The following is a 19841-nucleotide window of genomic DNA, read 5'->3' on the forward strand; positions in this document are numbered from 1 at the left end:
TTCTTTTTTCTTCACCCGAGAGCACATGTCCGCCGCCGGCCTCTTCATCAGCTTCGAAGGCATCGACGGCGCGGGCAAATCCACCCACGTCGCCGCACTGGCCGACGCGTTTCGCGCCGCCGGCCGCCAGGTCACGCTCAGCCGCGAACCGGGTGGCACACCGCTGGCCGAGAAGCTGCGCGAGCTGGTGCTGAACGACGCCATGGACCCGCTGAGCGAAGCCCTGCTGATGTTCGCAGCGCGCCGCGACCACCTGCAGCAGGTGATCGAGCCGGCGCTGGCGCGTGGCGACGTGGTGCTGTGCGACCGCTTCACCGACGCCACCTTCGCCTACCAGGGCGGCGGCCGCGGCTTCGACATGGCGGTGCTGCAGCAGCTGGAGCGCTGGGTGCAGGCCATACCCGGCAGCGAACAGTTGCGCCAGCCCGACCTCACGGTCTGGTTCGATCTGCCACCCGCGGTCGCGGCCCAACGCCTGGCCGCCGCACGCGTGCCGGACCGCTTCGAGTCCCAGCCGCAGGTGTTTTTTGAACGCGTGGCCGCCGGTTACGCGCAGCGTTTGCAGGGCGAGCCGGGCCGCTTTGCCCGCATCGCCTCCGACCAGTCGAAAGAAGCGGTGTGGCAGCAGGTGCGGCAGGCCTTCGAGCAACGTGGCTGGCTCGCGCCCACCGGAGGCGCGGCATGAACCCGCCGCTCGCACCCTGGCTGCAACAGCAGCTGCGCAGCCTGCTCGCGCAACGTGGCCATGCCTTGCTGCTCTCCGGCCCGAGCGGCCTGGGCCAGTACGACCTGGCGCTGGCGCTGGCGCGCAGCTGGCTGTGTGAACAACCCGGCCCCGACGGCGCCTGTGGTGCCTGCGGCAGTTGCCACGCCATCGACGTGCGCACCCATGCCGACCTCTGCGTGCTGATGCCCGAAACGCTCAGCCTGGAGCTGGGCTGGCCGCTGGACGAGGGCGCGCAGAAAGAAATCGACGACAAGAAACGCAAGGCCAGCAAGCTGATCCGGGTCGAGGCAGCACGCGATGCGGTGAGCTTCACCCAGTTCACCCGGTCGCGCGGACGCACCAAGGTGATCCTGGTCTACCCGGCCGAGCGCATGAACATCGAGTCGGCCAACACCTTGTTGAAGACCCTGGAAGAGCCCAACGGCGAAGTGCTTTTCGTGCTCGCCACCGAGGCCGCACACCAACTGCTGCCCACCATCCGCAGCCGTTGCCAAAGCCACGCCATGGTGTGGCCCGGCGAAGCCGAAGCGCTCGACTGGCTGTTGCAGCAAGCCACCGAAGCCAGCAAGCCGGTGGCGCGTGAACAAGCCGCGGTCTGGCTCCAGGCCGCAGGTGGCCGGCCTGAAGATGCCATGGCGTGGGCCGCGACCGGCCTGCAAGGCACCACCTGGGCGCAGCTGCCACAGGCGCTGGCGCGCGGTGACTGGGGCACCCTGGCCGGCTGGCCGCCGGCACAACAGTTGGCGGTGCTGCAGAAGCTGTGCCACGACCTGATGGCGCTGGCCTCTGGCGCACCTGCGCGTTTTTTCCCCACCGAACAGCTGCCGCCCGCACCGCGCTGGACCGCGCTGGCGCAGTGGTCGCGCGAACTCATGGGCGCGGCACGTTCGGTCGAACACCCCTACAACGCCGGCCTGATGCAGGAGGCCTGGGCGGCGCGCACGCGCCAGGTGCTGGCCAGCCGACCCAGCGCACGCAGTGCCTGACACGGCGGCACGGGCCGGGTGTCTCTGGCCACAAATGCCGGGTGAAACGCCGATATGTCACGGAAAGCCGCTGCGCCTCCGGGTTCCCCCGCCCCCATTCCCTTGCCAGCAGCACGGCCATTGCCGCTAAACTCGCGATTCATGAGCACCAATCCCTCTGCATCGGCCGCGGCAGCGCGCCCGAGCGTGATCCAGCTCTCCATCAAGGAGAAAGCTGCGCTGTATGCGGCGTACATCCCCTTGTTTGCCGACGGCGGCATCTTCATTCCCTCATCGCGCGAGTACCGCCTGGGCGACGACGTGTACGTGCTGCTCAGCCTGCCGGATGACCCGCAGCGTTACCCGGTGGCGGGCAAGGTGGCCTGGGTCACGCCACCCAAGGCGCAGGGTGCACGCACGCAAGGCGTGGGCATCCGCTTCCCGTCCGACGAGAAGTCGCGCCAGCTCAAGCTCAAGATCGAAGAGATCCTGGGCGCCAACCTCGGCTCGGACCGCGCCACGCAGACGCTCTGAAGCCTTCAATCGACCGAAGCCGATGCGGCGCACAATGCGGTGCCCATCGGCTTTTTCACGCCGCCATACTTTTCGCTGCCCATGTTCACCGATTCCCATTGCCACCTCAGCATGCCCGAGCTGCGGGCCCAGTTGCCTGACATCCTGCAGGCCATGTCCCAGGCCCAGGTCGACCGCGCCCTGTGCATCTGCACCACGCTGGAAGAGTTCGAAGACGTTTACGCCCTGGCCCATGACCACGACCACCTCTGGGCCACGGTGGGGGTGCACCCGGACAACGACGACGTGCAGGAAGCCAGCCTGGAAGATCTGCTGAGCCGGGCGCAGCGCCCGCGCGTGGTCGGCATCGGCGAAACCGGGCTGGACTACTACCGCCTCGGGGAGCGCACGGTGGCCGACATGGAATGGCAGCGCGAGCGTTTCCGCACCCACATCCGGGCCGGGCGCCAGACCGACCTGCCGCTGGTGATCCACACCCGCAGCGCCTCCGACGACACGCTGGCCATCCTGCGCGAGGAGGGCGGCTTTGCCCCCACGGCCGGCCAGGGCTCGAAGCTGCCGGCGGCGCGCGGCGTGTTCCATTGCTTTACCGAGAGCATGATGGTGGCGCGCGCGGCGCTCGACCTGGGCTTCTACATCTCGTTCTCGGGCATCCTGACTTTCCGCAACGCCGCCGACCTGCGCGAGGTGGCGGCCTTCGTGCCGCTGGACCGCACGCTGATCGAGACCGACAGCCCCTACCTGGCGCCCATGCCCTACCGCGGCAAGACCAACACCCCCGCCTACGTGCCCTGGGTGGCCAAGCAGGTGGCCGAGTTGAAAGGCCTCAGCGTGGAGGCCGTGGCCGAGGCGACCAGCCTCAACTTTGAGCAGCTGTTCAACCGGGTGCCGGCGACCGCCAGGTCGGTCATGATCTGATGTAAAACATCAAGAATCCAGAAAAACACTTTGATTTAAAAGCATTCGAAAGTCAGCAACTGACGGCAGACAGCTCATGCGGTCCACTACCCGTGGCATCGGAATACCGGCAAGCAAAGCCTCACCAACATCTAATGCAAAACATGAAATTCCTGAAAAAGATCTTTGTTTTTAAATGGATGTTGGCCGCATCCGTGGTGTTGGGCTCGCTCGCGCAGGCCAGTTCCTTCGACGATTTCTTCATCGCCGTCAAACGCGACGACGTGCCGGCCCTGCAGCAGCTGGCGCAGCGGGGGTTTGACCTCAACACCCGCAATCCGAACGGCGAGGGCGCGCTGTTCCTGGCCTTGCGCGATGGCGCTCCCAACGTGGTGAACTACCTGGTGGCGCAGAAGAAGGTGGACGTGGAGTTGCGCAACAGCAAGGACGAGAGCCCGCTGATGATGGCCGCCATCAAGGGCCAGCTGGAAGCGGCGCGCAAGCTGATTGCGCGCCAGGCCGAAGTCAACAAGACCGGCTGGACGCCGCTGCACTACGCCGCCTCCCGGCCCGGTGACGACAGCGCCACCATGGTGCGGCTGCTGCTGGAACACCATGCTTACATCGACGCCGAGTCGCCCAACAAGACGACGCCCTTGATGATGGCGGCGCAGTACGGCAACGCAGGTGTGGTGAAGCTGCTGCTGGAGGAGGGCGCCGACCCGCTGCTGCGCAACCAGCTCGGGCTGACGGCGATCGACTTCGCCCACCGTGCCAACCGGCCGTCCGCGGCCGAACTCATTGCCGCAGCGGTGCGCGCCAAGCAGCCCAAGGGCAAGTGGTGAGTTGAAGCGCGGGGCGCACCTGCACGGTGCGCCATGCCGCGTTGGCGACACAGTTGGTTCACGTAGGTGAAACCCACATGCGCCGGGTTGGCCGCGCGCCTCAAAATCGCGCCACACCCACAAAACTGAGGAGACGCCATGAAACTGGCAAGTCAAAAAGACTTTTTCTCTGGACTCATGTTCACCATCGTCGGCATTGCATTTGCCGTCGGAGCAACCAACTTCACGGTTGGCAGTGCAGCCCGCATGGGGCCAGGTTACTTCCCCCTCCTGCTCGGCATCGTGCTGTCGATTCTCGGCGTGGCGATCACGCTGCAGTCGTTCAAGAGCAAGGCCGAGGACGGCGATCCGATCGGCCGCTTTGCCTGGCGACCGCTGGGCTACATCATCGGCGCCAACGTGGCCTTCGGCGTGCTGCTGGTGGGCGTGCCCGCGCTGGGCATCCCAGCTTTCGGCATGTTCGTCGCGATCTACGCGCTGGTCATCATCTCCGGCTATGCCCGCCAGGGCTCCAGCCTCAAGGAATCGCTGGTCCTGGGCACCATCCTGGCGCTGGGCAGCTATTTCGCCTTCGTGTACTCCCTGAACCTGCAGTTCCCGGTGTGGCCTGCGTTCCTGTCCGCCTGAGCCGGAGACAACTCTCATGGAACTCTTTGAACATCTGGCACTGGGCTTCGGTGTCGCCTTCACTTTCCAGAACCTGCTGTACGCGCTGGTCGGCTGTCTGCTGGGCACCCTGATCGGCGTGTTGCCGGGCGTGGGCCCCGTGGCCACCATCGCCATGCTGTTGCCCGCCACCTACGGCCTGCCCCCGGTGGCGGCGCTGATCATGCTGGCCGGCATTTATTACGGTGCCCAGTACGGTGGCTCGACCACCGCCATTCTGGTGAACCTGCCGGGCGAATCCTCGTCGGTGGTGACCGTGATCGACGGCCACCAGATGGCCAAGAAGGGCCGAGCCGGCCCCGCGCTGGCGGCTGCCGGCCTGGGCTCGTTCTTCGCCGGTTGCGTCGGCACTCTGGTGCTGGCGGCGTTCGCGCCGCCGCTGACCGAGGTGGCGCTGAGCTTCGGCCCGGCCGAGTACTTCTCGCTGATGATCGTCGGCCTGATCGGCGCCGTGGTGCTGGCCTCGGGCTCGCTGCTCAAGGCCCTGGCCATGATCGTGCTGGGCCTGCTGCTGGGTCTGGTGGGCACCGACGTGAACTCGGGCGTGGCCCGTTTCAGCTTCGACATCCCCGAACTCACCGACGGCATCAGCTTCGTGGTGATCGCCATGGGCGTGTTCGGCTACGGCGAAATCATCCACAACCTGTCGCAACCCGAAGACGAACGCCAGGTGTTCACCGACAAGGTGCACGGCCTGATGCCGACCAAGGAAGACTTCAAGCGCATGACGCCGGCCGTGCTGCGCGGCACCGCGCTGGGTTCGGCCCTGGGCATCCTGCCCGGTGGCGGCGCGCTGCTGTCGGCTTTTGCCGCCTACACGATCGAGAAGAAGATCAAGCTCAAGCCCGGTGAAGTGCCGTTCGGCAAGGGCAACATCCGCGGTGTGGCAGGCCCCGAGTCGGCCAACAACGCCGGTGCACAGACCTCCTTCATTCCGCTGCTGACGCTGGGCATTCCGCCCAACGCGGTGATGGCGCTGATGGTGGGTGCAATGACCATCCACAACATCCAGCCCGGCCCGCAGGTGATGACCTCCAACCCCGAGCTGTTCTGGGGCCTGATCGCCTCGATGTGGATCGGCAACCTGATGCTGATCGTGCTCAACCTGCCGCTGATCGGCATGTGGATCAAGCTGCTGTCGGTGCCATACCGCTGGTTGTTCCCAGCCATCGTGCTGTTCTGCGCCATCGGTGTGTACTCGACCAACAACAACAGCTTCGACATCTGGATGGTGGCGATGTTCGGTGTGATCGGCTACGTCTTCATCAAGCTGGGCTGCGAACCCGCACCCTTGCTGCTGGGCTTCATCCTGGGCCCGATGATGGAAGAGTACCTGCGCCGCGCGCTGCTGATCTCGCGTGGTGACTGGTCGGTGTTCGCGACGCGCCCGATCTCGGCATCCCTGCTGGCGGTGGCCGCGCTGTTGCTGATCATCGTGTTGCTGCCCTCGATCAAGAAGAAGCGCGAAGAAGCCTTCGTCGAGGAGTGAAGGCAGGGCGCCCCGCGCCCTGTCCACCTCACACCAGCCCGGGCCGCGCAAGCAGCCCGGGCTTTTTGTCGTCTGCGGTGTACTCCAGCGCACAGACCATGGCGGGGGCGGGTTGCACCATGGTCACCTGTCCGACCTCCAGCGACCCCTGTCGGGTGTCCGCGAGTCTCGCGTTCCCCCGTTGGCCGCGCCCATGAGCACCGCCAAAACCCCGCCGCCCAAGCGCACGCCCGACCCGTTGCAGCACTACCGAGCCAAGCGCGACTTCGCGCGCACACCCGAGCCCGAAGCGGGAGGCCAGGCGGCGAGCCAAAAGGACGCGCTGGTGTTCGTGGTGCAAAAGCACTGGGCCAGCAGCCTGCACTACGACTTCCGCCTCGAACTGGACGGCACCCTGAAAAGCTGGGCCGTGCCCAAAGGGCCGAGCTACGACCCACACGTCAAACGCATGGCGGTGCAGGTGGAAGACCATCCGCTGGCCTACGCCGGCTTCGAGGGCACGGTGCCGGCCCGGCAGTACGGCGCGGGCAAGGTGATCGTGTGGGACAGCGGCCACTGGACGCCGCTGGGTGACGCACAGCAGGGTTACCGCAACGGCAACCTCAAGTTCGAGCTGCACGGCCACAAGCTGCAGGGCCGCTGGGCGCTGGTGCGCATGAAGGGCAGGGGCGAGCGGCAGACCGCCTGGCTGCTCATCAAGGAGAAGGACGCCCTGGCGCGGCCGGCCGAGGCCTACAGCGTGGTGGACGAGCAACCCGGCAGTGTGCTCGGCCTGGCGCCCGCCGCGAACGCCGCAAACGCGGTGGCTGCGGCCAGGGTGGTGCCGTTGTCGCACGCGCGGCGCGGCAGTGCGGCTCAGAGCAATACCCCCACGCGCGCGACAGCGGCACGCATGGCGCTGCCAGCCGAAGCGCTCGCGGCGCCATTGCCGGAACAGCTGGCGCCGCAACTGGCCACACTGGTGTCCAGCCCACCGGCCGAGCACGCAGACTGGTTGTACGAGATCAAGTTCGACGGCTACCGGCTGCTGGTGCGCATCGACGATGACGGCGGCGTGCGCCTGCTCACGCGCAACGGCCAGGACTGGAGCGACAGGCTCGGCGCCTTGCACCAGGCGCTGGAACAGATGGACCTGCCGGCGGGCTGGTACGACGGCGAGATCGTGGTGCTCAACCACAAGGGCCTGCCGGATTTCGGCGCGCTGCAGCGCTCGTTCGAGAGCGCGCGCACCGACGACGTCTTGCTTTACCTGTTCGACCTGCCGTACGCGCAGGGCCACGACCTGCGCGCCGTGCCGCTGGAGCAGCGCCGAGCCCTGCTGGGACGGTTGCTCGACGCGGCGCCCGTGCACGACCGCGTGCGCCTCAGCGCGGTGTTCGACGCGTCGCCACAGAGCGTGATCGCCTCCGCCTGCCGGCTGGGGCTGGAAGGCGTGATCGCCAAGCGCCGGGGTTCCAGCTACCGCTCCGCGCGCTCGGGCGACTGGATCAAGCTCAAGTGTGGCCACCGCCAGGAGTTCGTGATCGGCGGCTACACCAGCCCGCGCGGCGCACGCAGCGGCCTGGGTTCGTTGCTGCTCGGTGTGCACGATGCACAAGGTGTGCTGCAGTACGTGGGCAACGTCGGCACCGGTTTCGACCAGAACACGTTGACCAGCCTCACGCACACGCTGGCCCCCCTAGCCCGCGGCAGCAGCCCGTTTGCGCCGGGCGCCAATATCGGAGGGCAGCCCCATTGGGTGCGCCCGCAACTGGTGGCCGAGGTGTCGTTCGGCGACTGGACCGCCGCGGGCCGGCTGCGCCATGCGGTGTTTCAGGGCTTGCGCAGCGACATCGACGCACGCCGCGTCGTTCGGGAGACCGCCATGAAAACCGACGCTTCAACGGCCCGGCCGCGCAGCACCGCCGCAGCACCCACCAGCCTGCTGCAACGCGCCCGTGTAACACACCCCGAGCGGGTGGTCGATGCCAGCACCGGCGCCACCAAGATCGATCTGGTGCGCTACTACGATCTGGTCGGTGAACTGATGATGAAACACCTGGCCAGGCGGCCGCTGGCGCTGGTGCGTGCGCCGTCCGGTGTGGCGGGCGAGCTGTTTTTCCAGAAACACGGCGAGACCGGCCGACTGCCCGGCCTGCGCCAGGTGGACAGCGACCCGGTACCGGGCAAAGCGCCCATGTTCGAGGTGACGGGCGCACGTGGCCTGCTGTCGGCTGCGCAGTGGAACGTGCTGGAGCTGCACACGCTCAACGCCGTCACCAGCGCGCTGGACCAGCCTGATCGTTTGGTGTTCGACCTCGACCCGGGCGAGGGCGTGCCCTGGCCGCAAGTGCAGGAGGCGGCTCAACTGGTGCATGCGTTCCTGGGGGAGCTGGGCTTGCCGGCGTTCCTGAAAACCAGCGGCGGCAAAGGCCTGCACGTGGTGGTGCCGCTGCGCAAGCAGCACGGCTGGGACACGGTGAAGGGTTTTTCCAGGGCCGTGGTGCAACACATGGCGCAGACCATCCCGCAGCGCTTCGTGGCCAGGAGCGGGCCCCGCAACCGGGTCGGCAAGATCTTCATCGACTACCTGCGCAACGGCGCTGGTGCCACCACCGTGGCGGCCTGGTCGGCGCGGGCGCGCCCGGGCCTGGGCATCTCGGTGCCGGTGGCCTGGAGCGAGCTCGCCTCGCTGCGCGGCGGCGACCACTGGCGCGTGCAGACCGTGCACGAGCGGCTCGACCAGGGCAACGCGCCCTGGCAGGGTTACGCCAGGGCCGCGCGCGGCCTGCGGGCAGCCATGGACACGCTGGGCTACGAGGCGCCAGCCGAAGGCAAGACCACCACCTGAGGAGAGAGACACCATGCCCCGCATCATCTGGAAAGGCGCCATCAGCTTCGGGCTGGTGCACGTGCCGGTGGCCTTGTACCCGGCCTCACAACAGGTCGGCATCGACTTCGACTGGCTCGACAAACGTTCGATGGACCCGGTGGGCTACAAGCGCATCAACAAGCGCACCGGCCGGGAAATTCAGAGCGAGCACATCGTCAAGGGCATCAGGCAGGACGATGGTGACTACGTGGTGCTCAGCGACGCGCAGATCAAGTCGGCCTATCCGCAGGCCACGCAGTCGATCGAGATCGAGACCTTCGTGCAGGCGGCGGAGATTGCGTTCACGCTGCTGGACACGCCGTACTACCTGGAACCCATCGGCAAGGGCGACAAGGTCTACGCGCTGCTGCGCGAGGCGATGCGCGAAGCCGGCGTGATCGGCATTGCGCGCGTGGTGATCCACACCAAGGAACATCTGGCGGCGCTGGTGCCGTCCGGTGCGGCGCTGGTGCTCAACACCATCCGTTGGGCGAGCGAGATCCGCCCGCTCGATGAACTCAAGCTGCCGGCCGAAGGCAAGAGCGCGGCCGGCCTGAAACCGGCCGAGATGAAGATGGCGGCCCAGCTGATCCAGGACATGACCACCCCCTGGGTCTGGGAGGACTACAGCGACCGCTTCAGCGACGCGGTGCACCAGTTGGTGAACAAAAAGATTGCCGCCGGCGAAACCGAAACCGTGACCCCGGTGGAGAGCGAAGCCACCGAGGCCGAGGGCTCGAACGTGGTCGACCTGACCGCGCTGCTGGCGCAAAGCCTGGCACGGCGGGGTGGCGGCAAGGGCAGGGCGCCGACGGCGACTGGCAAGGAAGACAAGCCTGCAGGCAAAGCGATGGCGAAAACCACCGGGGCTGCAGCCCGCAAGCGCGCGCCGGCGAAATCGGCGGCGCGCAAACGTGCGTGAAGGTGGCGTGAAGGTGGATTGGGTGGAAGAGGGCGATGCTCAGCGCTTGCGTGGCACGGCCGGGCCTTGGCCGCCCGGGCCCGGCACGTGGCGCCGGCGTTGCTCGGCGTCCAGCCCGGGGGTGGCGCGCATGTCGGTGTCCACCAGGCCCTTGCGCAAGTCTTCGTGTGCCTGCTGGATCATGGCATCGGGCTCAACCGCGGTGACCTTGTGCGACTGGTCGCGCTCGTGCGGCAGTTCCAGGTGCTCGTCTTGCGACGTCGCGGGGCCCGTGCCGGGTGAGCGCGGCGTGCGGCTCACCAGGCTGGCCGGGCTCTGCGGCTCGCGCGAGGCCGATGGCTTGGCGGCCTTCGCATCCGCGTGGGATTTGGGCATGTGGTGTGCCTCAGGCGACCATCAGCACCGCATCGTGCCGATGGGTTTCCGGCAGCAACCGGCTCTGCTCGTCTCGCAGCAGGCCGTAGCACTCGCAGGCGTGGCCTTCCAGGCCGGGGCGGTCCAGCACGGTGATGTGGCCGCGGGCATAACGGATCAGGCCCAGCTTCTGGAAGTGGTGCGCGCAATGCGTGACACCTTCGCGCCGCACCCCCAGGCGCTGGGCAATCACTTCCTGCGTCATCACCAGGTCGTCGCCCGCAATCCGGTCCAGGTGCTGCAGCAGCGTGAACGCCACCTGCTGCGACACCGAGTGGTGGCGCATGCACACCGCGCGTTGCGAGGCCTGCGTCAACAGGGACTGGGTGTAGCGCAGCAGAATGCCCATCAAGGGGCCGCCGCGGCTGAACTCCTCGCGCAGCGTGGCTGCCGGCATGCGGTAGGCGTCCCCGGCCAGCTGCACCACCGCGCCGCTGCTGGTGAAGCCGCCGCCCAGCAACACACCCACGCCCAGCATGCCGTCGTTGCCGACCACCGCCGATTCCACGCAGGCACCGGTTTCGGTGAGGTGCATCATGGAGATCAAGGCCGAGGTGGGGAAGTAGGCGTGGGAGGGCGTTTCGCCCGCTTCGTGCAGTGACTGGTTTCGCGTGAGCTCCACGCGCTCCAGGTGCGGCTGGCACCGCTGCCACTCGGTGGCGCCGAGGCCGCTGAGCAGGAGGTTGTCGAAAGGCAGGCTGGTCTGTTGCATGGTGTGTTTCCCTGATTGGTTTGTCGTCACGCCCCCTGGTGGCAAACGACGTGCCACATGTCGCTGCGAGCAACACAGACTTACATCTCGGCGAGGCGGGAACGCTGCTTGCCCGTGAGGTGCATCGAAGCTCTTCACAAGGAACACGCGCATGCAGACTGCTCCCCCAACAGCTCCTTCTTCTGCCTTGATGGCGCCGCACTGGTGGCCGCACCCCGCGAGGGCCATCGCGCAACAAGCGGGCTTCCAGTGGGCCCACACACCCGGTGTGCCGCAGCCCACACCCGAGGTGCCGCCAGTGCCGCCCGAGATCTCGCCGGACATCGACGAGCCCGAGTTTCCCGACACGCCCACGCCGCCGGTGCAGGACCCGCCGCCGCAGCCACAACCGATCATCGGAAGGGCGTGAAGCCCTCAGCAGCACGCACGCTTTGAGTTGCTGAAAACGGCCCGCCACCGGCGGCGCCTGACGTGTGGTTTCGAGGTTCGGCTTTGTCCTACACAAAGCGCGAGCGGCCGTGGGCATCATGAATGTCGACCCACAACACGGCACGGAAGACCCTCATGAAACCCCTGGATTGCTGCCACTTTTACCTGCGCCTGGCGCCGGCATACGGCTGCCCGAGGAGCGCAACATGAGCCACGCTCTGGTGGTGGACGACGACCTGGACTCGGCCTCCATGCTCAGCGAACTGCTGGCGCTGGAACACATGACAGTGGCCACCGCGCATTCGCTGCGCGACGCCCGCAAGCAGCTCGCGCTGCAGTCCCCCGACCTGGTCTTGCTCGACCTGCAATTGCCCGACGGCAACGGCATGGACCTGTTTTCCGATCCCGAGCTGCTGTCGAATTCCGAGGTGGTGCTGATCACCGGCCACCCCAGCCTGGACACCTCCGTGCTGGCCTTGCGCCTGGGCGCGGTGGACTACCTGGTCAAGCCCATCAACGTGAAGCACCTGCGCGGCATCCTGTCGCGCATCACCAAACCGGCGGTGCTCAAGGCCGAGGTGGAAAGCCTGGCGGCCGGCGTGGCCAGCACCGGCACCTTCGGGCCGCTGTGGGGGCGTTCGCCCAACATGCAGCGCGTGTACGAGCAGGTCTCCCGCGTGGCGGGCACCGGCGTCACGGTGTTCATCTCGGGCGAGAGCGGCACCGGCAAGGAGGTGGTGGCGCAGACCATCCACGATCTGAGCCGTCGCCGCAAGATGCCGCTCCTGGGTGTGAACTGCGGCGCCATCTCGCCCAACCTGATCGAGAGCGAAATCTTCGGCCACGAGAAGGGGAGCTTCACCGGTGCAGACCGCCAGCACCAGGGCTTCTTTGAGCGCGCGGCCGGCGGCACCTTGTTCCTGGACGAGATCACCGAGATGCCGCTGGACCTGCAGGTCAAACTGCTGCGCGTGCTCGAAACCGGGCGCTTCATGCGCGTGGGTGCCACGCAGAGCCAGGAAACCGACGTGCGCATCATCGCGGCCACCAACCGCCCCGCGCTGCAGGCGGTGGCCAGCGGCCATCTGCGTGAAGACCTGATGTACCGCCTGAACGTGTTCCCGATTGACCTGCCGCCCCTGCGCGACCGCATGGGTGACGTGACGCTGCTGGCCGAGCGTTTTCTGGAAGTCATCGGCCGGCAGGAAGGCAAGACCAAGGCGTTTTCGGCCGGCGCCCTGCAGCAATTGCAGCAGCACGACTGGCCGGGCAATGTGCGCGAGCTGCGCAACGCGGTGCAGCGCGCCTACGTGATGGCCATCGGCGACGTCATCGACGCGCAATGGCTGCCACACCGCCACGGCAACGGCGTGCCCTCGATGCCGGCGTCGGCGCGCATCCTGGTGGTGCCGCCGGACGAAGACAGCAAGGCGTCGCTGCGCATCCCGCTGGGGGTGTCGCTGGCGCAGGCGGAGCAGGCCATCATCCTGGCCACGCTTCGCCACTACGGTCACCAAAAGGAGCGCACCGCGGCGACGCTGGGCATCAGCCTGAAGACCCTCTACAACCGCCTCAAGCTCTACGCGACCGACGAGCGCGCGGAAGACCGCACATCGGCCTGATGGTGGATGGAGGCACACCGTTTGCTCACGGGGCATGCGGACCGTGCCGGACCGTTGACGGAAGGAGTGCCCATGAGCGACAAAAAACCCTGCGTGCTGGAAGGTGCTGCCCCCATCGCCAGCCGCGACGCGGCGGCGGCAGCAGCGACGCATGCGCATCACGCGCCCTGTGCCTTGCTGAGCGCCGACCCCGTGCCGGCCCCTGCTGCGCACCGCGAAGGCCGTGAGGTCGAGGACGAATCGGCCGACCCGGTGGGTGATGGCCACAGCGATGCCGAGTGGGCGGCCCGCCACCCCGAAGGCGGCCACGGTACGCCGCATCGCTGACACACAAAAAAGCCCGCGATGACGCGGGCCTTGGTTGGGCCGCGCGCAGCGGCCGAGGACCATGTGGCCGAGCTCAGACCGTGGTGGCCCGGACCTGGTCGCGCAGCGACTTGATCTGGTCGTGGTTGCGCTGCACGCCTTGCATCTGCGCTTCCACGATGCTCGCCACGCCCGCCGGCAAATCTTCCTTGAGGGCCGCGCGGTAACGGGCGAGGGCGGCATCCTCGCCGCGCTCGGTTTCCTCCAGCATGGCCAGGTCGGTGTAGCCGGCCAGTGAGCCCATCACCGCAACCCAGCCGCGGTGCACCTTGCCCGTGGCGGTGCCGCTGTCTTCCGGCTTGCCGCCGTGTTGCATCACCAGGGTCTGCAGTTCGGCCGCGGCTTCACGGCAATCCCGTGCGCGCGACTGGAACAGCTGCTGGATGCGCGGATCCTGCGCGTGCTCGGCACTGGCCTGAAAGCCGTATTCGCCGTCCTTGCAGGTTTCGATAAGGTTGTTCAGCGTGTTGATGGTGTGCTTGTCTTTCATGAGAACTCCTTCCTTCGCGACATGGATTGGACGTCGACCTGGCTTGCCCCAAGGCTCACAGGCCAGACCACCCCATGGGGCACATGGCATACCCGCTTCCAGCGGCGGCGCTGCACGGCAGCCACGCGCTTCACCAGTGCTTTGCAGCAACTTTTGCCGCAACCGTGCGGCAACCCATACGGCGCAACCGCCCACATCGGGCATGTCATTTGCCCGATGACAACCGGGACTTGCCGCATTCGCCATTGCAGTGGAGTGGCACTCCCTTCTTCCCATTCCACGCCCCACCAACAAGACAGGAGCCAACATGAAGCACCTCTTCCACCCCCTCAAAATCGCAGCCGTTGCAAGCCTCGGCCTTGCATTCGCCTGCGGTGCGTCTGCCCAGTCCAGCGCGAGCAGCGGCTACTCGGTCATCCCGTATTCCCACAGCGGCTACATCGGCATCAACGTCGGTCAACCCGACTATGAAAACAGCTGCGGGCTGGGCGGTTTCAGCTGCTCGGACAACACCACCTCGGCCTACCTCTACACCGGTGGCATGTTCAACCCGTACTTCGGCGCGGAGATCGGCTACGTGAGCCTCGGCAAGGCCAAGCGCGGCGGTGGCCGCACGGAAGCGCAAGGCATCAACCTCAGCCTGGTGGGGCGTCTGCCGTTGGGCGGCTCGCGCGTGAGCCTGTTCGGCAAGGTCGGCACCGTTTACGGCCGCACCGAAGTCACGGCCAGCGCACTCTCGGGCATCCCGACGGGCAAGGCCAGTGGCTGGGAAGCCTCGTACGGCGCGGGCGTCGGCTTCGATCTGTCGCCGCGTTCGTCCATCGTGCTGGAATGGGCCCGCTACGACCTGCGCTTCGCGGGCGTGGGCAAGCGCCAGGTTGACACCACCAGCATCGGCTACGTACACCGGTTCTGATCGAATCGCCGGGCCGCGCCGGGCCGGCGTGACACCTCATGTCCATCACGCAAACCGTCTTCAGCACGCTGCAGGCGGAGATCGAAAGCTACTGGGAGGTGGAGCAGACCACACGCATGGTGTGGCGCTTGTTCATGGCACTCGTTCTGGGCGCCATCATCGGCTGGGACCGCGAACGGCGCGACGCCGAGGCCGGCCTGCGCACCCACATGCTGGTGGCGCTGGGGGCGGCCTTGTTCGTGCTGGTGCCGCAGGAAGCCGGCATGAACGACGAACAACTCAGCCGTGTGCTGCAAGGTCTGGTGTCGGGCATTGGCTTCCTCGGTGCGGGGGCCGTGTTGAAGAACAGCGATGAAGGCCGCATTCACGGCCTGACCACCGCGGCCACCATCTGGGCCACGGCCGCCGTGGGCATCGCCGCCGGTCTCGGCCACACCGGCACGGCCGCGGTGGCCACCACCTTCATGCTGGTGGTGCTGGGCTGGCTGCGGCGCATGGGCCACCAGCGAGGCCAGCGCGGGCAGCGCAGCGAAGACGACCGGCAACACAAACACGACGCCAACGACGACAGCGGGCATTGAGTTGCGCCTTGCAGTTGCGCCTGGCTTCGTCACGCTTTCGGCAATTTTTTCGGCAACAACGAGGCCAGTCCACGCAAGCGTGGGCAACGCGCCCCGCGGTATTGTTTGAATTTGTGTCCCGACACGCACCGGCACGTTGATTGCGTCACCATGTTCACGTGGATGTGCAACGCACCATCACACCCTGCAACCGCCAGAGGAGATGCCCGTGATCACCATGAACAACCGCGCAGAGACGCGACAGCAGCCGAGCATTTCGCCACGCCTGCAACACGCGGTGCGCCTGCTGCAGATGTCGTCGATGGACTTCGGCATCGCCGTGCGCGACGTGCTCGGCCGCAACCCCTTCCTGGAGTGGGAAGACGAACTGGACGAGGGCAGGGCGTCGGCCGGTACCGGACCCTCGGAGATGGACGCCGAAGAGGCGCGCACACAACCCTTCGAGCTGGAGAACGACCGCGCCTTGTGGCTGGCCGATGGCGCCGCGCCGCGCGTGGGCAGCGACAGCAGCACGACCTCCGCACTCGACTGGGTGGCCGCGGACACACCGCTCAACGCGCACCTGCATGTGCAGCTCAACACGCTGAAGCTGTCCGACCGTGAACTCGCGCTGGCGCGTGTGGTCGTCGAGTCGCTGGACGACGACGGTTATCTGCGCACGCCGTTGTCGGAACTGCAAGGCATCGAAGCACTGAGCCCGGCCGCCTCGCTGCACGACATGGAAGACGCGCTGGCGACCGTGCAATCCCTGGACCCGGCCGGCGTAGGTGCGCGCAGCCTGCAGGAATGCCTGCTGCTGCAGCTCGATGAAATCGAATGCCCGCAGATGCGAGCAACGGCCCGCACCGTGGTGCAGGACCACCTGGCGCGGCTGACCTCGCGCGACGTTTCCGCGCTCGCCAGCGAGCTGGGCCGCCTGCCGCGCGACGTGCAGGCGGCATGCGACCGCATTCGCCACCTGGACCCGCACCCGGGCTGGCAACTGGGTGCTTCGCGCGTTGACTACGTGGTGCCCGACGTGCTGGTGGCCCGCGTGCGCGGCGAATGGGCAGTGCAGCTCAACCCGGCGGTGGTGCCCAAGGTGCGAATGAACGACGACTACGTCAAACTGTTCCAGCGCCACCGCTCGGAGGACAACGCCGAGATGGGCGCCCACCTGCAGGAAGCGCGCTGGACCATGCGCAACGTCGAACAACGTTTCTCGACCATCCTGGCGGTGGCCCAGGCCATCGTGCAGCGCCAGCGGCACTTCCTCGAATTCGGCGCCATGGCCATGAAGCCACTGGGCCTGAAGGAGATTGCCGATGAAATCGGCGTGCACGAGTCCACGGTTTCGCGTGTGACCAACAACAAGTACATGGCCACGCCAACCGGCGTCTACGAACTCAAGCATTTTTTCTCGCGAACCCTGCTCAGCGCCAACGGCAGTGCCTGTTCGGGCACCGCCATTCGCGGCCTGATCCAGGACATCATCGAAGCCGAGCTGGCCGACCATCCGCTGTCGGACGCCAAGATCACCGAACAGTTGGCGCAGCAAGGCTTGGTGGTGGCACGCCGCACGGTGACCAAGTACCGCCAGATGCTGCGCATCGACGCGGTCGGCCGCCGCCGGCACTGACGCGGCACGCACCGGCGCGGACTTGCCGGTATTGCCCACACATGTAAGCCGGCGGCGCGAACGCGAACACCGCACCGATGCATCCGGGCCAACGCACCGCTGCTCGACCAGGCGGCCGCACGGCGGGAACACGACGCGGCAGAAGTCGGCTTCCTGCGCATGCAGGTGCAAGCCGTGGCGCATTCCTGGGCTTTGCAGGCGACGCTGCTGGAAAACGCCAAGGCAGAACGGGAGCGCGCCGAGTCGCTGTCCCTGGCGCTGATGCAGCAGGCAGAACGCCGCGAGGCAACGGAAGCGGCCGTGCTCTCGGCCGAATCCAACTCAGTGGCCGCAAACTGCTGTATTTGGGCGGGCGCCCGGGCCCCAACAAAGCCATTCGGGCCATGGTGAACCATGCGGGTGGCGAATACCGCCGGCACGAAGCCGTGACCGGGAGTCGGTCGTCGCCACGCGACGCGCCTGTCTGCAGCACGAGTGTGTCTACGTATCACTGAGAAGCTCGACGGTCGCCAGCTTTGCCGCCGGACTGCAGGCCACGTTCGCGCACTCGACACCGCCGCCACCATCGAACGCGTTCTGCCTGCGCCATGGCTGAGCGCTGCAGTGCCGAGAAGCACCGGCGGCCTTGCAGGGCTTTGGACCGAAGGGCATGTCCCGTAAGGGTTCCGGGCCGCAGTGGTGCTTCCTGAAGTGGCACCATTGATATTCCACGATGTATATTATGTAAAGTTAAAGAAGCCAAGGGAACAGATCAAAGTGCGTTGGTCTGCAGCATCCGCCTGCTTCGACGCCGCGTGGTTGCATGCACATCGCGGCCACGCCACTCCAGGGCCGTGACCGCGATGGCTCCTTCGGTTCTCTGCCTCACACCAGTCGCCGGGCCGGGCCTTTCATCGCCTTCATCCGGTCCAACGCCACTTCCAGCGCTTCTTCGGCGTGCACGAAGTCGTTGTGGCGGGTGTACCAAGCGGCTTCGTCGAGTGCGACCAGGGTGCCGCCGACGCTGACGGCCGGGGTGGCCAGCACGGCGTCTCGAGCCTCGCGGATGGCCGAGATGGCCTCGTGGTTGTGGCTGCAGTAGATGTCGACCTGCGCGCGCCGCACATGGTCCATGGCCGCCGCCGAAAGCGCCGCGTCGAGCGCCTCGTGGTGTGGCGGTGTGTACGCCGTGGCGCCCACCATGGCATCAACGATCAGGAGAGACGGGAGGTTGTTTGACATGTTCCGCTTTCTGCAGAGTGGAGTTGGAATGATTTCACTCTGCGCCGCGCATGGCAAGCAGACGTTGCAGGCGGAAAGGCGGCAGATGACAAATGCCATCTCGGCCTGGTACTGGCGCGGGTGGCGTGCGCTGTGCCCTGCCCCGTCCACATTCAATCAGCCACACATGCCACCGAGGCTGCCTCCGGACACAGCGAGGGCACGCCCGATGCCCCCGAATGACGCCTGCCCGTTTTTAAGGCACCGGCCGCCAAGCCAGGCGGGCCGTGCGATGCGGCAGTTGTCCCTGCGCTTATCCACAAGCTTGGGCACAGTCGCTGTGGGCAACCTGCGCGCGGCTTTTCCCTCAGTGCTGGCCGCGCGGTTCACGCGCCCGCAGCACCAGCAGGCCCACCGCCGTCAGCGCGGCGCAGCCGGCGCCCACCGCGAACGTGGCCTGGAAGCCGAACGCGTCCCAGAGGGCGCCCGCGATCAGGCTGGCCAGCAACAGGGCCACCCCCGTCAGCAGGTGGAACATGCCGAAGGCGGTGCCGCGCAGTTCGGCGGGTGCACTGTCGGCAATCAAGGCGTTGAACAGTCCCTGGGTGAAGCCCATGTGCAGGCCCCACAGCGCCACGCCGATGCCCAGGCCCACCAGGCCCGGCACGAAGGCCAGCACCAGATCGGCGGCGATCAGCAGCGTCAGGCCGATCAGCAACACGTCGAGGCGGCGCATGCGGTCGGACAAAGCGCCGGCCGGGTAGGCCGACAGCGAATACGCCACGCCCATCACCACCAGCACCGCCGGTGCCCACATGGGCTCCAGCCCGGCGGACTGCCCGCGCAGGATCAGAAAGGCCTCGCTGAAACGCGCCAGCGTGAACACCAGGCCGATACCGACCACCCACCAGTAAGCCGCACCCAGGCGCCCCAGCTCGCTGCGGCGCAAGGGCCAGCGGCGCGGCTGTGCGGCCACGGGCCGGGCCGGCTCGCGTACCCACAGCACCAGCACCAGCACTGCGATGAAGGCAGGCAGCACCGCGAACCAGAACACCAGCTGGTAGTTGTTCGCGGTCCACCACATGAGGCCCATGGCCAGCAGCGGCCCGGTGAAGGCGCCGATGGTGTCCAGGGTCTGGCGCAGGCCGTAGGCCGCGCCACGCAGTTCGGGTGGTGTCACGTCGGCCACCAGCGCATCGCGCGGCGCACCGCGAATGCCTTTGCCGATGCGGTCCACGAAACGCGCGCCCACCAGCCACTCCAGCCCGGTGGCGAGCGGAAACACCGGCTTGGTCAAGGCGCCCAGGCCGTAACCGACCACGGCGAGCAACTTGCGCTTGCCGAGCCGGTCGCTGAGCGCGCCGGAGAACACTTTCACCATGGAGGCGGTGGCTTCGGCAATGCCCTCGATCAGGCCGACCGCCAGCACCGAGGTGCCGAGCACCGCCACCATGTAGAGCGGCAGCAGCGCATGCACCATCTCCGAAGAGATGTCCATGAACATGGAGACGAAGCCCAGCGCCCAGACGCTGCGTGGCACGGCACGCGCGCCTTGTGGCGGTGCCGCGATGTCAACGATTTTTGTCATGCGTGTCGC

At 67.1% G+C, this 19841-nt stretch carries 21 protein-coding genes; 16 read left to right on the forward strand and 5 right to left on the reverse strand.

What is annotated here, in order from left to right; genetic code table 11:
• The first annotated feature begins 25 nt into the window (after positions 1–25).
• The 9 genes from tmk (at position 26) to ku (ending at position 9896) form a co-directional block, all read left to right on the forward strand.
• The gene (tmk, locus tag HPA01S_RS01240; RefSeq protein ID WP_066265617.1) at positions 26–685 is read left to right on the forward strand and encodes a dTMP kinase; all 660 of its coding nucleotides are present in this window, start codon (positions 26–28) and stop codon (positions 683–685) included.
• Positions 682–1713, forward strand: a complete 1032-nt coding sequence (locus HPA01S_RS01245) for a DNA polymerase III delta subunit-related protein (protein ID WP_066265620.1) — start codon at positions 682–684, stop codon at positions 1711–1713. The genes tmk and HPA01S_RS01245 overlap by 4 nt, the downstream gene beginning before the upstream one ends.
• A 141-nt stretch (positions 1714–1854) precedes the next feature.
• Positions 1855–2226 (forward strand): PilZ domain-containing protein, encoded by a 372-nt coding sequence (locus tag HPA01S_RS01250; RefSeq protein ID WP_066265621.1) that lies wholly within the window; start codon positions 1855–1857, stop codon positions 2224–2226.
• Between the two features lie 81 nt (positions 2227–2307).
• On the forward strand, positions 2308–3144 hold the full coding sequence (locus HPA01S_RS01255; RefSeq protein WP_066266174.1) for a TatD family hydrolase: 837 nt from the start codon (positions 2308–2310) through the stop codon (positions 3142–3144).
• Positions 3145–3287: 143 nt separating this feature from the next.
• Positions 3288–3968 (forward strand): ankyrin repeat domain-containing protein, encoded by a 681-nt coding sequence (locus tag HPA01S_RS01260; protein ID WP_066266175.1) that lies wholly within the window; start codon positions 3288–3290, stop codon positions 3966–3968.
• A 138-nt stretch (positions 3969–4106) separates the two neighbouring features.
• Positions 4107–4595 carry a tripartite tricarboxylate transporter TctB family protein gene (locus HPA01S_RS01265; protein ID WP_066265622.1) on the forward strand — a complete coding sequence of 163 codons (489 nt, stop codon included), beginning with the start codon at positions 4107–4109 and terminating at the stop codon, positions 4593–4595.
• Positions 4596–4611: 16 nt separating this feature from the next.
• On the forward strand, positions 4612–6123 hold the full coding sequence (locus HPA01S_RS01270) for a tripartite tricarboxylate transporter permease (RefSeq protein WP_066265623.1): 1512 nt from the start codon (positions 4612–4614) through the stop codon (positions 6121–6123).
• A gap of 193 nt (positions 6124–6316) precedes the next feature.
• Complete coding sequence (ligD, locus tag HPA01S_RS01275; RefSeq protein ID WP_066265625.1) at positions 6317–8953, forward strand: DNA ligase D; 2637 nt, start codon at positions 6317–6319, stop codon at positions 8951–8953.
• A gap of 13 nt (positions 8954–8966) precedes the next feature.
• Positions 8967–9896: a non-homologous end joining protein Ku gene (ku, locus tag HPA01S_RS01280; protein WP_066265630.1), complete on the forward strand. Its 930-nt coding sequence runs from the start codon at positions 8967–8969 to the stop codon at positions 9894–9896.
• Positions 9897–9935: 39 nt separating this feature from the next.
• On the opposite strand, the gene HPA01S_RS01285 is transcribed toward ku, so the two are convergent.
• Together HPA01S_RS01285 and HPA01S_RS01290 are read right to left on the reverse strand one after the other, a co-directional pair.
• A complete protein-coding gene (locus tag HPA01S_RS01285) occupies positions 9936–10271 on the reverse strand; it encodes a hypothetical protein (protein ID WP_066265632.1) in 336 nt (111 codons plus the stop codon).
• Positions 10272–10281: 10 nt separating this feature from the next.
• Positions 10282–11022, reverse strand: coding sequence for a Crp/Fnr family transcriptional regulator (locus tag HPA01S_RS01290; protein WP_066265637.1), 741 nt, complete (start codon positions 11020–11022; stop codon positions 10282–10284).
• A 151-nt stretch (positions 11023–11173) separates the two neighbouring features.
• Here HPA01S_RS01290 and HPA01S_RS01295 point away from each other — a divergent pair, with 151 nt between their 5' ends.
• The 3 genes from HPA01S_RS01295 (at position 11174) to HPA01S_RS01305 (ending at position 13400) form a co-directional block, all read left to right on the forward strand.
• A complete protein-coding gene (locus HPA01S_RS01295; protein WP_157084855.1) occupies positions 11174–11431 on the forward strand; it encodes a hypothetical protein in 258 nt (85 codons plus the stop codon).
• Positions 11432–11657: 226 nt separating this feature from the next.
• Positions 11658–13073 (forward strand): sigma-54-dependent transcriptional regulator, encoded by a 1416-nt coding sequence (locus HPA01S_RS01300; RefSeq protein ID WP_066265646.1) that lies wholly within the window; start codon positions 11658–11660, stop codon positions 13071–13073.
• Positions 13074–13145: 72 nt separating this feature from the next.
• Positions 13146–13400 (forward strand): hypothetical protein, encoded by a 255-nt coding sequence (locus tag HPA01S_RS01305; RefSeq protein WP_066265651.1) that lies wholly within the window; start codon positions 13146–13148, stop codon positions 13398–13400.
• Between the two features lie 73 nt (positions 13401–13473).
• Here the strand turns inward: HPA01S_RS01305 and HPA01S_RS01310 are convergent, their stop codons facing one another.
• Complete coding sequence (locus HPA01S_RS01310; RefSeq protein WP_066265653.1) at positions 13474–13929, reverse strand: PA2169 family four-helix-bundle protein; 456 nt, start codon at positions 13927–13929, stop codon at positions 13474–13476.
• Positions 13930–14236: 307 nt separating this feature from the next.
• Here HPA01S_RS01310 and HPA01S_RS01315 point away from each other — a divergent pair, with 307 nt between their 5' ends.
• The 4 genes from HPA01S_RS01315 to HPA01S_RS22940 all read left to right on the forward strand — a co-directional run bounded on the left by HPA01S_RS01315 (position 14237) and on the right by HPA01S_RS22940 (position 17434).
• Entirely contained in the window at positions 14237–14845 is a 609-nt protein-coding gene (locus tag HPA01S_RS01315) for an outer membrane beta-barrel protein (RefSeq protein WP_066265655.1), read from the forward strand.
• 38 nt (positions 14846–14883) lie between these two features.
• On the forward strand, positions 14884–15426 hold the full coding sequence (locus HPA01S_RS01320; RefSeq protein ID WP_066265657.1) for an MgtC/SapB family protein: 543 nt from the start codon (positions 14884–14886) through the stop codon (positions 15424–15426).
• 202 nt (positions 15427–15628) lie between these two features.
• The gene (rpoN, locus tag HPA01S_RS01325) at positions 15629–17044 is read left to right on the forward strand and encodes an RNA polymerase factor sigma-54 (RefSeq protein ID WP_306307099.1); all 1416 of its coding nucleotides are present in this window, start codon (positions 15629–15631) and stop codon (positions 17042–17044) included.
• A 159-nt stretch (positions 17045–17203) separates the two neighbouring features.
• Positions 17204–17434 carry a hypothetical protein gene (locus HPA01S_RS22940; protein ID WP_157084856.1) on the forward strand — a complete coding sequence of 77 codons (231 nt, stop codon included), beginning with the start codon at positions 17204–17206 and terminating at the stop codon, positions 17432–17434.
• A gap of 474 nt (positions 17435–17908) precedes the next feature.
• On the opposite strand, the gene HPA01S_RS01330 is transcribed toward HPA01S_RS22940, so the two are convergent.
• Complete coding sequence (locus HPA01S_RS01330) at positions 17909–18265, reverse strand: hypothetical protein (RefSeq protein ID WP_066265659.1); 357 nt, start codon at positions 18263–18265, stop codon at positions 17909–17911.
• 346 nt (positions 18266–18611) lie between these two features.
• Positions 18612–19832, reverse strand: a complete 1221-nt coding sequence (locus tag HPA01S_RS01335; protein WP_066265660.1) for an MFS transporter — start codon at positions 19830–19832, stop codon at positions 18612–18614.
• Positions 19833–19841 lie beyond the last annotated feature (9 nt).

It is taken from the genome of Hydrogenophaga palleronii NBRC 102513, assembly GCF_001571225.1.
Lineage (GTDB): Bacteria > Pseudomonadota > Gammaproteobacteria > Burkholderiales > Burkholderiaceae_C > Hydrogenophaga > Hydrogenophaga palleronii.

Excerpts from the sequence above, each read along its gene's own strand:
- HPA01S_RS01260 (WP_066266175.1), top strand. The coding sequence starts at position 3,288 with ATGAAATTCCTGAAAAAGATCTTTGTTTTTAAATGGATGTTGGCCGCA.
- HPA01S_RS01245 (WP_066265620.1), top strand. The coding sequence starts at position 682 with ATGAACCCGCCGCTCGCACCCTGGCTGCAACAGCAGCTGCGCAGCCTG.
- ku (WP_066265630.1), top strand. The coding sequence starts at position 8,967 with ATGCCCCGCATCATCTGGAAAGGCGCCATCAGCTTCGGGCTGGTGCAC.
- HPA01S_RS01285 (WP_066265632.1), bottom strand. The coding sequence starts at position 10,271 with ATGCCCAAATCCCACGCGGATGCGAAGGCCGCCAAGCCATCGGCCTCG.
- HPA01S_RS01305 (WP_066265651.1), top strand. The coding sequence starts at position 13,146 with ATGAGCGACAAAAAACCCTGCGTGCTGGAAGGTGCTGCCCCCATCGCC.
- HPA01S_RS01250 (WP_066265621.1), top strand. The coding sequence starts at position 1,855 with ATGAGCACCAATCCCTCTGCATCGGCCGCGGCAGCGCGCCCGAGCGTG.
- tmk (WP_066265617.1), top strand. The coding sequence starts at position 26 with ATGTCCGCCGCCGGCCTCTTCATCAGCTTCGAAGGCATCGACGGCGCG.
- HPA01S_RS01255 (WP_066266174.1), top strand. The coding sequence starts at position 2,308 with ATGTTCACCGATTCCCATTGCCACCTCAGCATGCCCGAGCTGCGGGCC.
- HPA01S_RS01265 (WP_066265622.1), top strand. The coding sequence starts at position 4,107 with ATGAAACTGGCAAGTCAAAAAGACTTTTTCTCTGGACTCATGTTCACC.
- HPA01S_RS01335 (WP_066265660.1), bottom strand. The coding sequence starts at position 19,832 with ATGACAAAAATCGTTGACATCGCGGCACCGCCACAAGGCGCGCGTGCC.
- HPA01S_RS01320 (WP_066265657.1), top strand. The coding sequence starts at position 14,884 with ATGTCCATCACGCAAACCGTCTTCAGCACGCTGCAGGCGGAGATCGAA.
- HPA01S_RS01290 (WP_066265637.1), bottom strand. The coding sequence starts at position 11,022 with ATGCAACAGACCAGCCTGCCTTTCGACAACCTCCTGCTCAGCGGCCTC.
- rpoN (WP_306307099.1), top strand. The coding sequence starts at position 15,629 with ATGCCCGTGATCACCATGAACAACCGCGCAGAGACGCGACAGCAGCCG.
- HPA01S_RS01295 (WP_157084855.1), top strand. The coding sequence starts at position 11,174 with ATGCAGACTGCTCCCCCAACAGCTCCTTCTTCTGCCTTGATGGCGCCG.
- ligD (WP_066265625.1), top strand. The coding sequence starts at position 6,317 with ATGAGCACCGCCAAAACCCCGCCGCCCAAGCGCACGCCCGACCCGTTG.
- HPA01S_RS01300 (WP_066265646.1), top strand. The coding sequence starts at position 11,658 with ATGAGCCACGCTCTGGTGGTGGACGACGACCTGGACTCGGCCTCCATG.
- HPA01S_RS01310 (WP_066265653.1), bottom strand. The coding sequence starts at position 13,929 with ATGAAAGACAAGCACACCATCAACACGCTGAACAACCTTATCGAAACC.
- HPA01S_RS01330 (WP_066265659.1), bottom strand. The coding sequence starts at position 18,265 with ATGTCAAACAACCTCCCGTCTCTCCTGATCGTTGATGCCATGGTGGGC.
- HPA01S_RS01315 (WP_066265655.1), top strand. The coding sequence starts at position 14,237 with ATGAAGCACCTCTTCCACCCCCTCAAAATCGCAGCCGTTGCAAGCCTC.
- HPA01S_RS22940 (WP_157084856.1), top strand. The coding sequence starts at position 17,204 with ATGCAGGTGCAAGCCGTGGCGCATTCCTGGGCTTTGCAGGCGACGCTG.
- HPA01S_RS01270 (WP_066265623.1), top strand. The coding sequence starts at position 4,612 with ATGGAACTCTTTGAACATCTGGCACTGGGCTTCGGTGTCGCCTTCACT.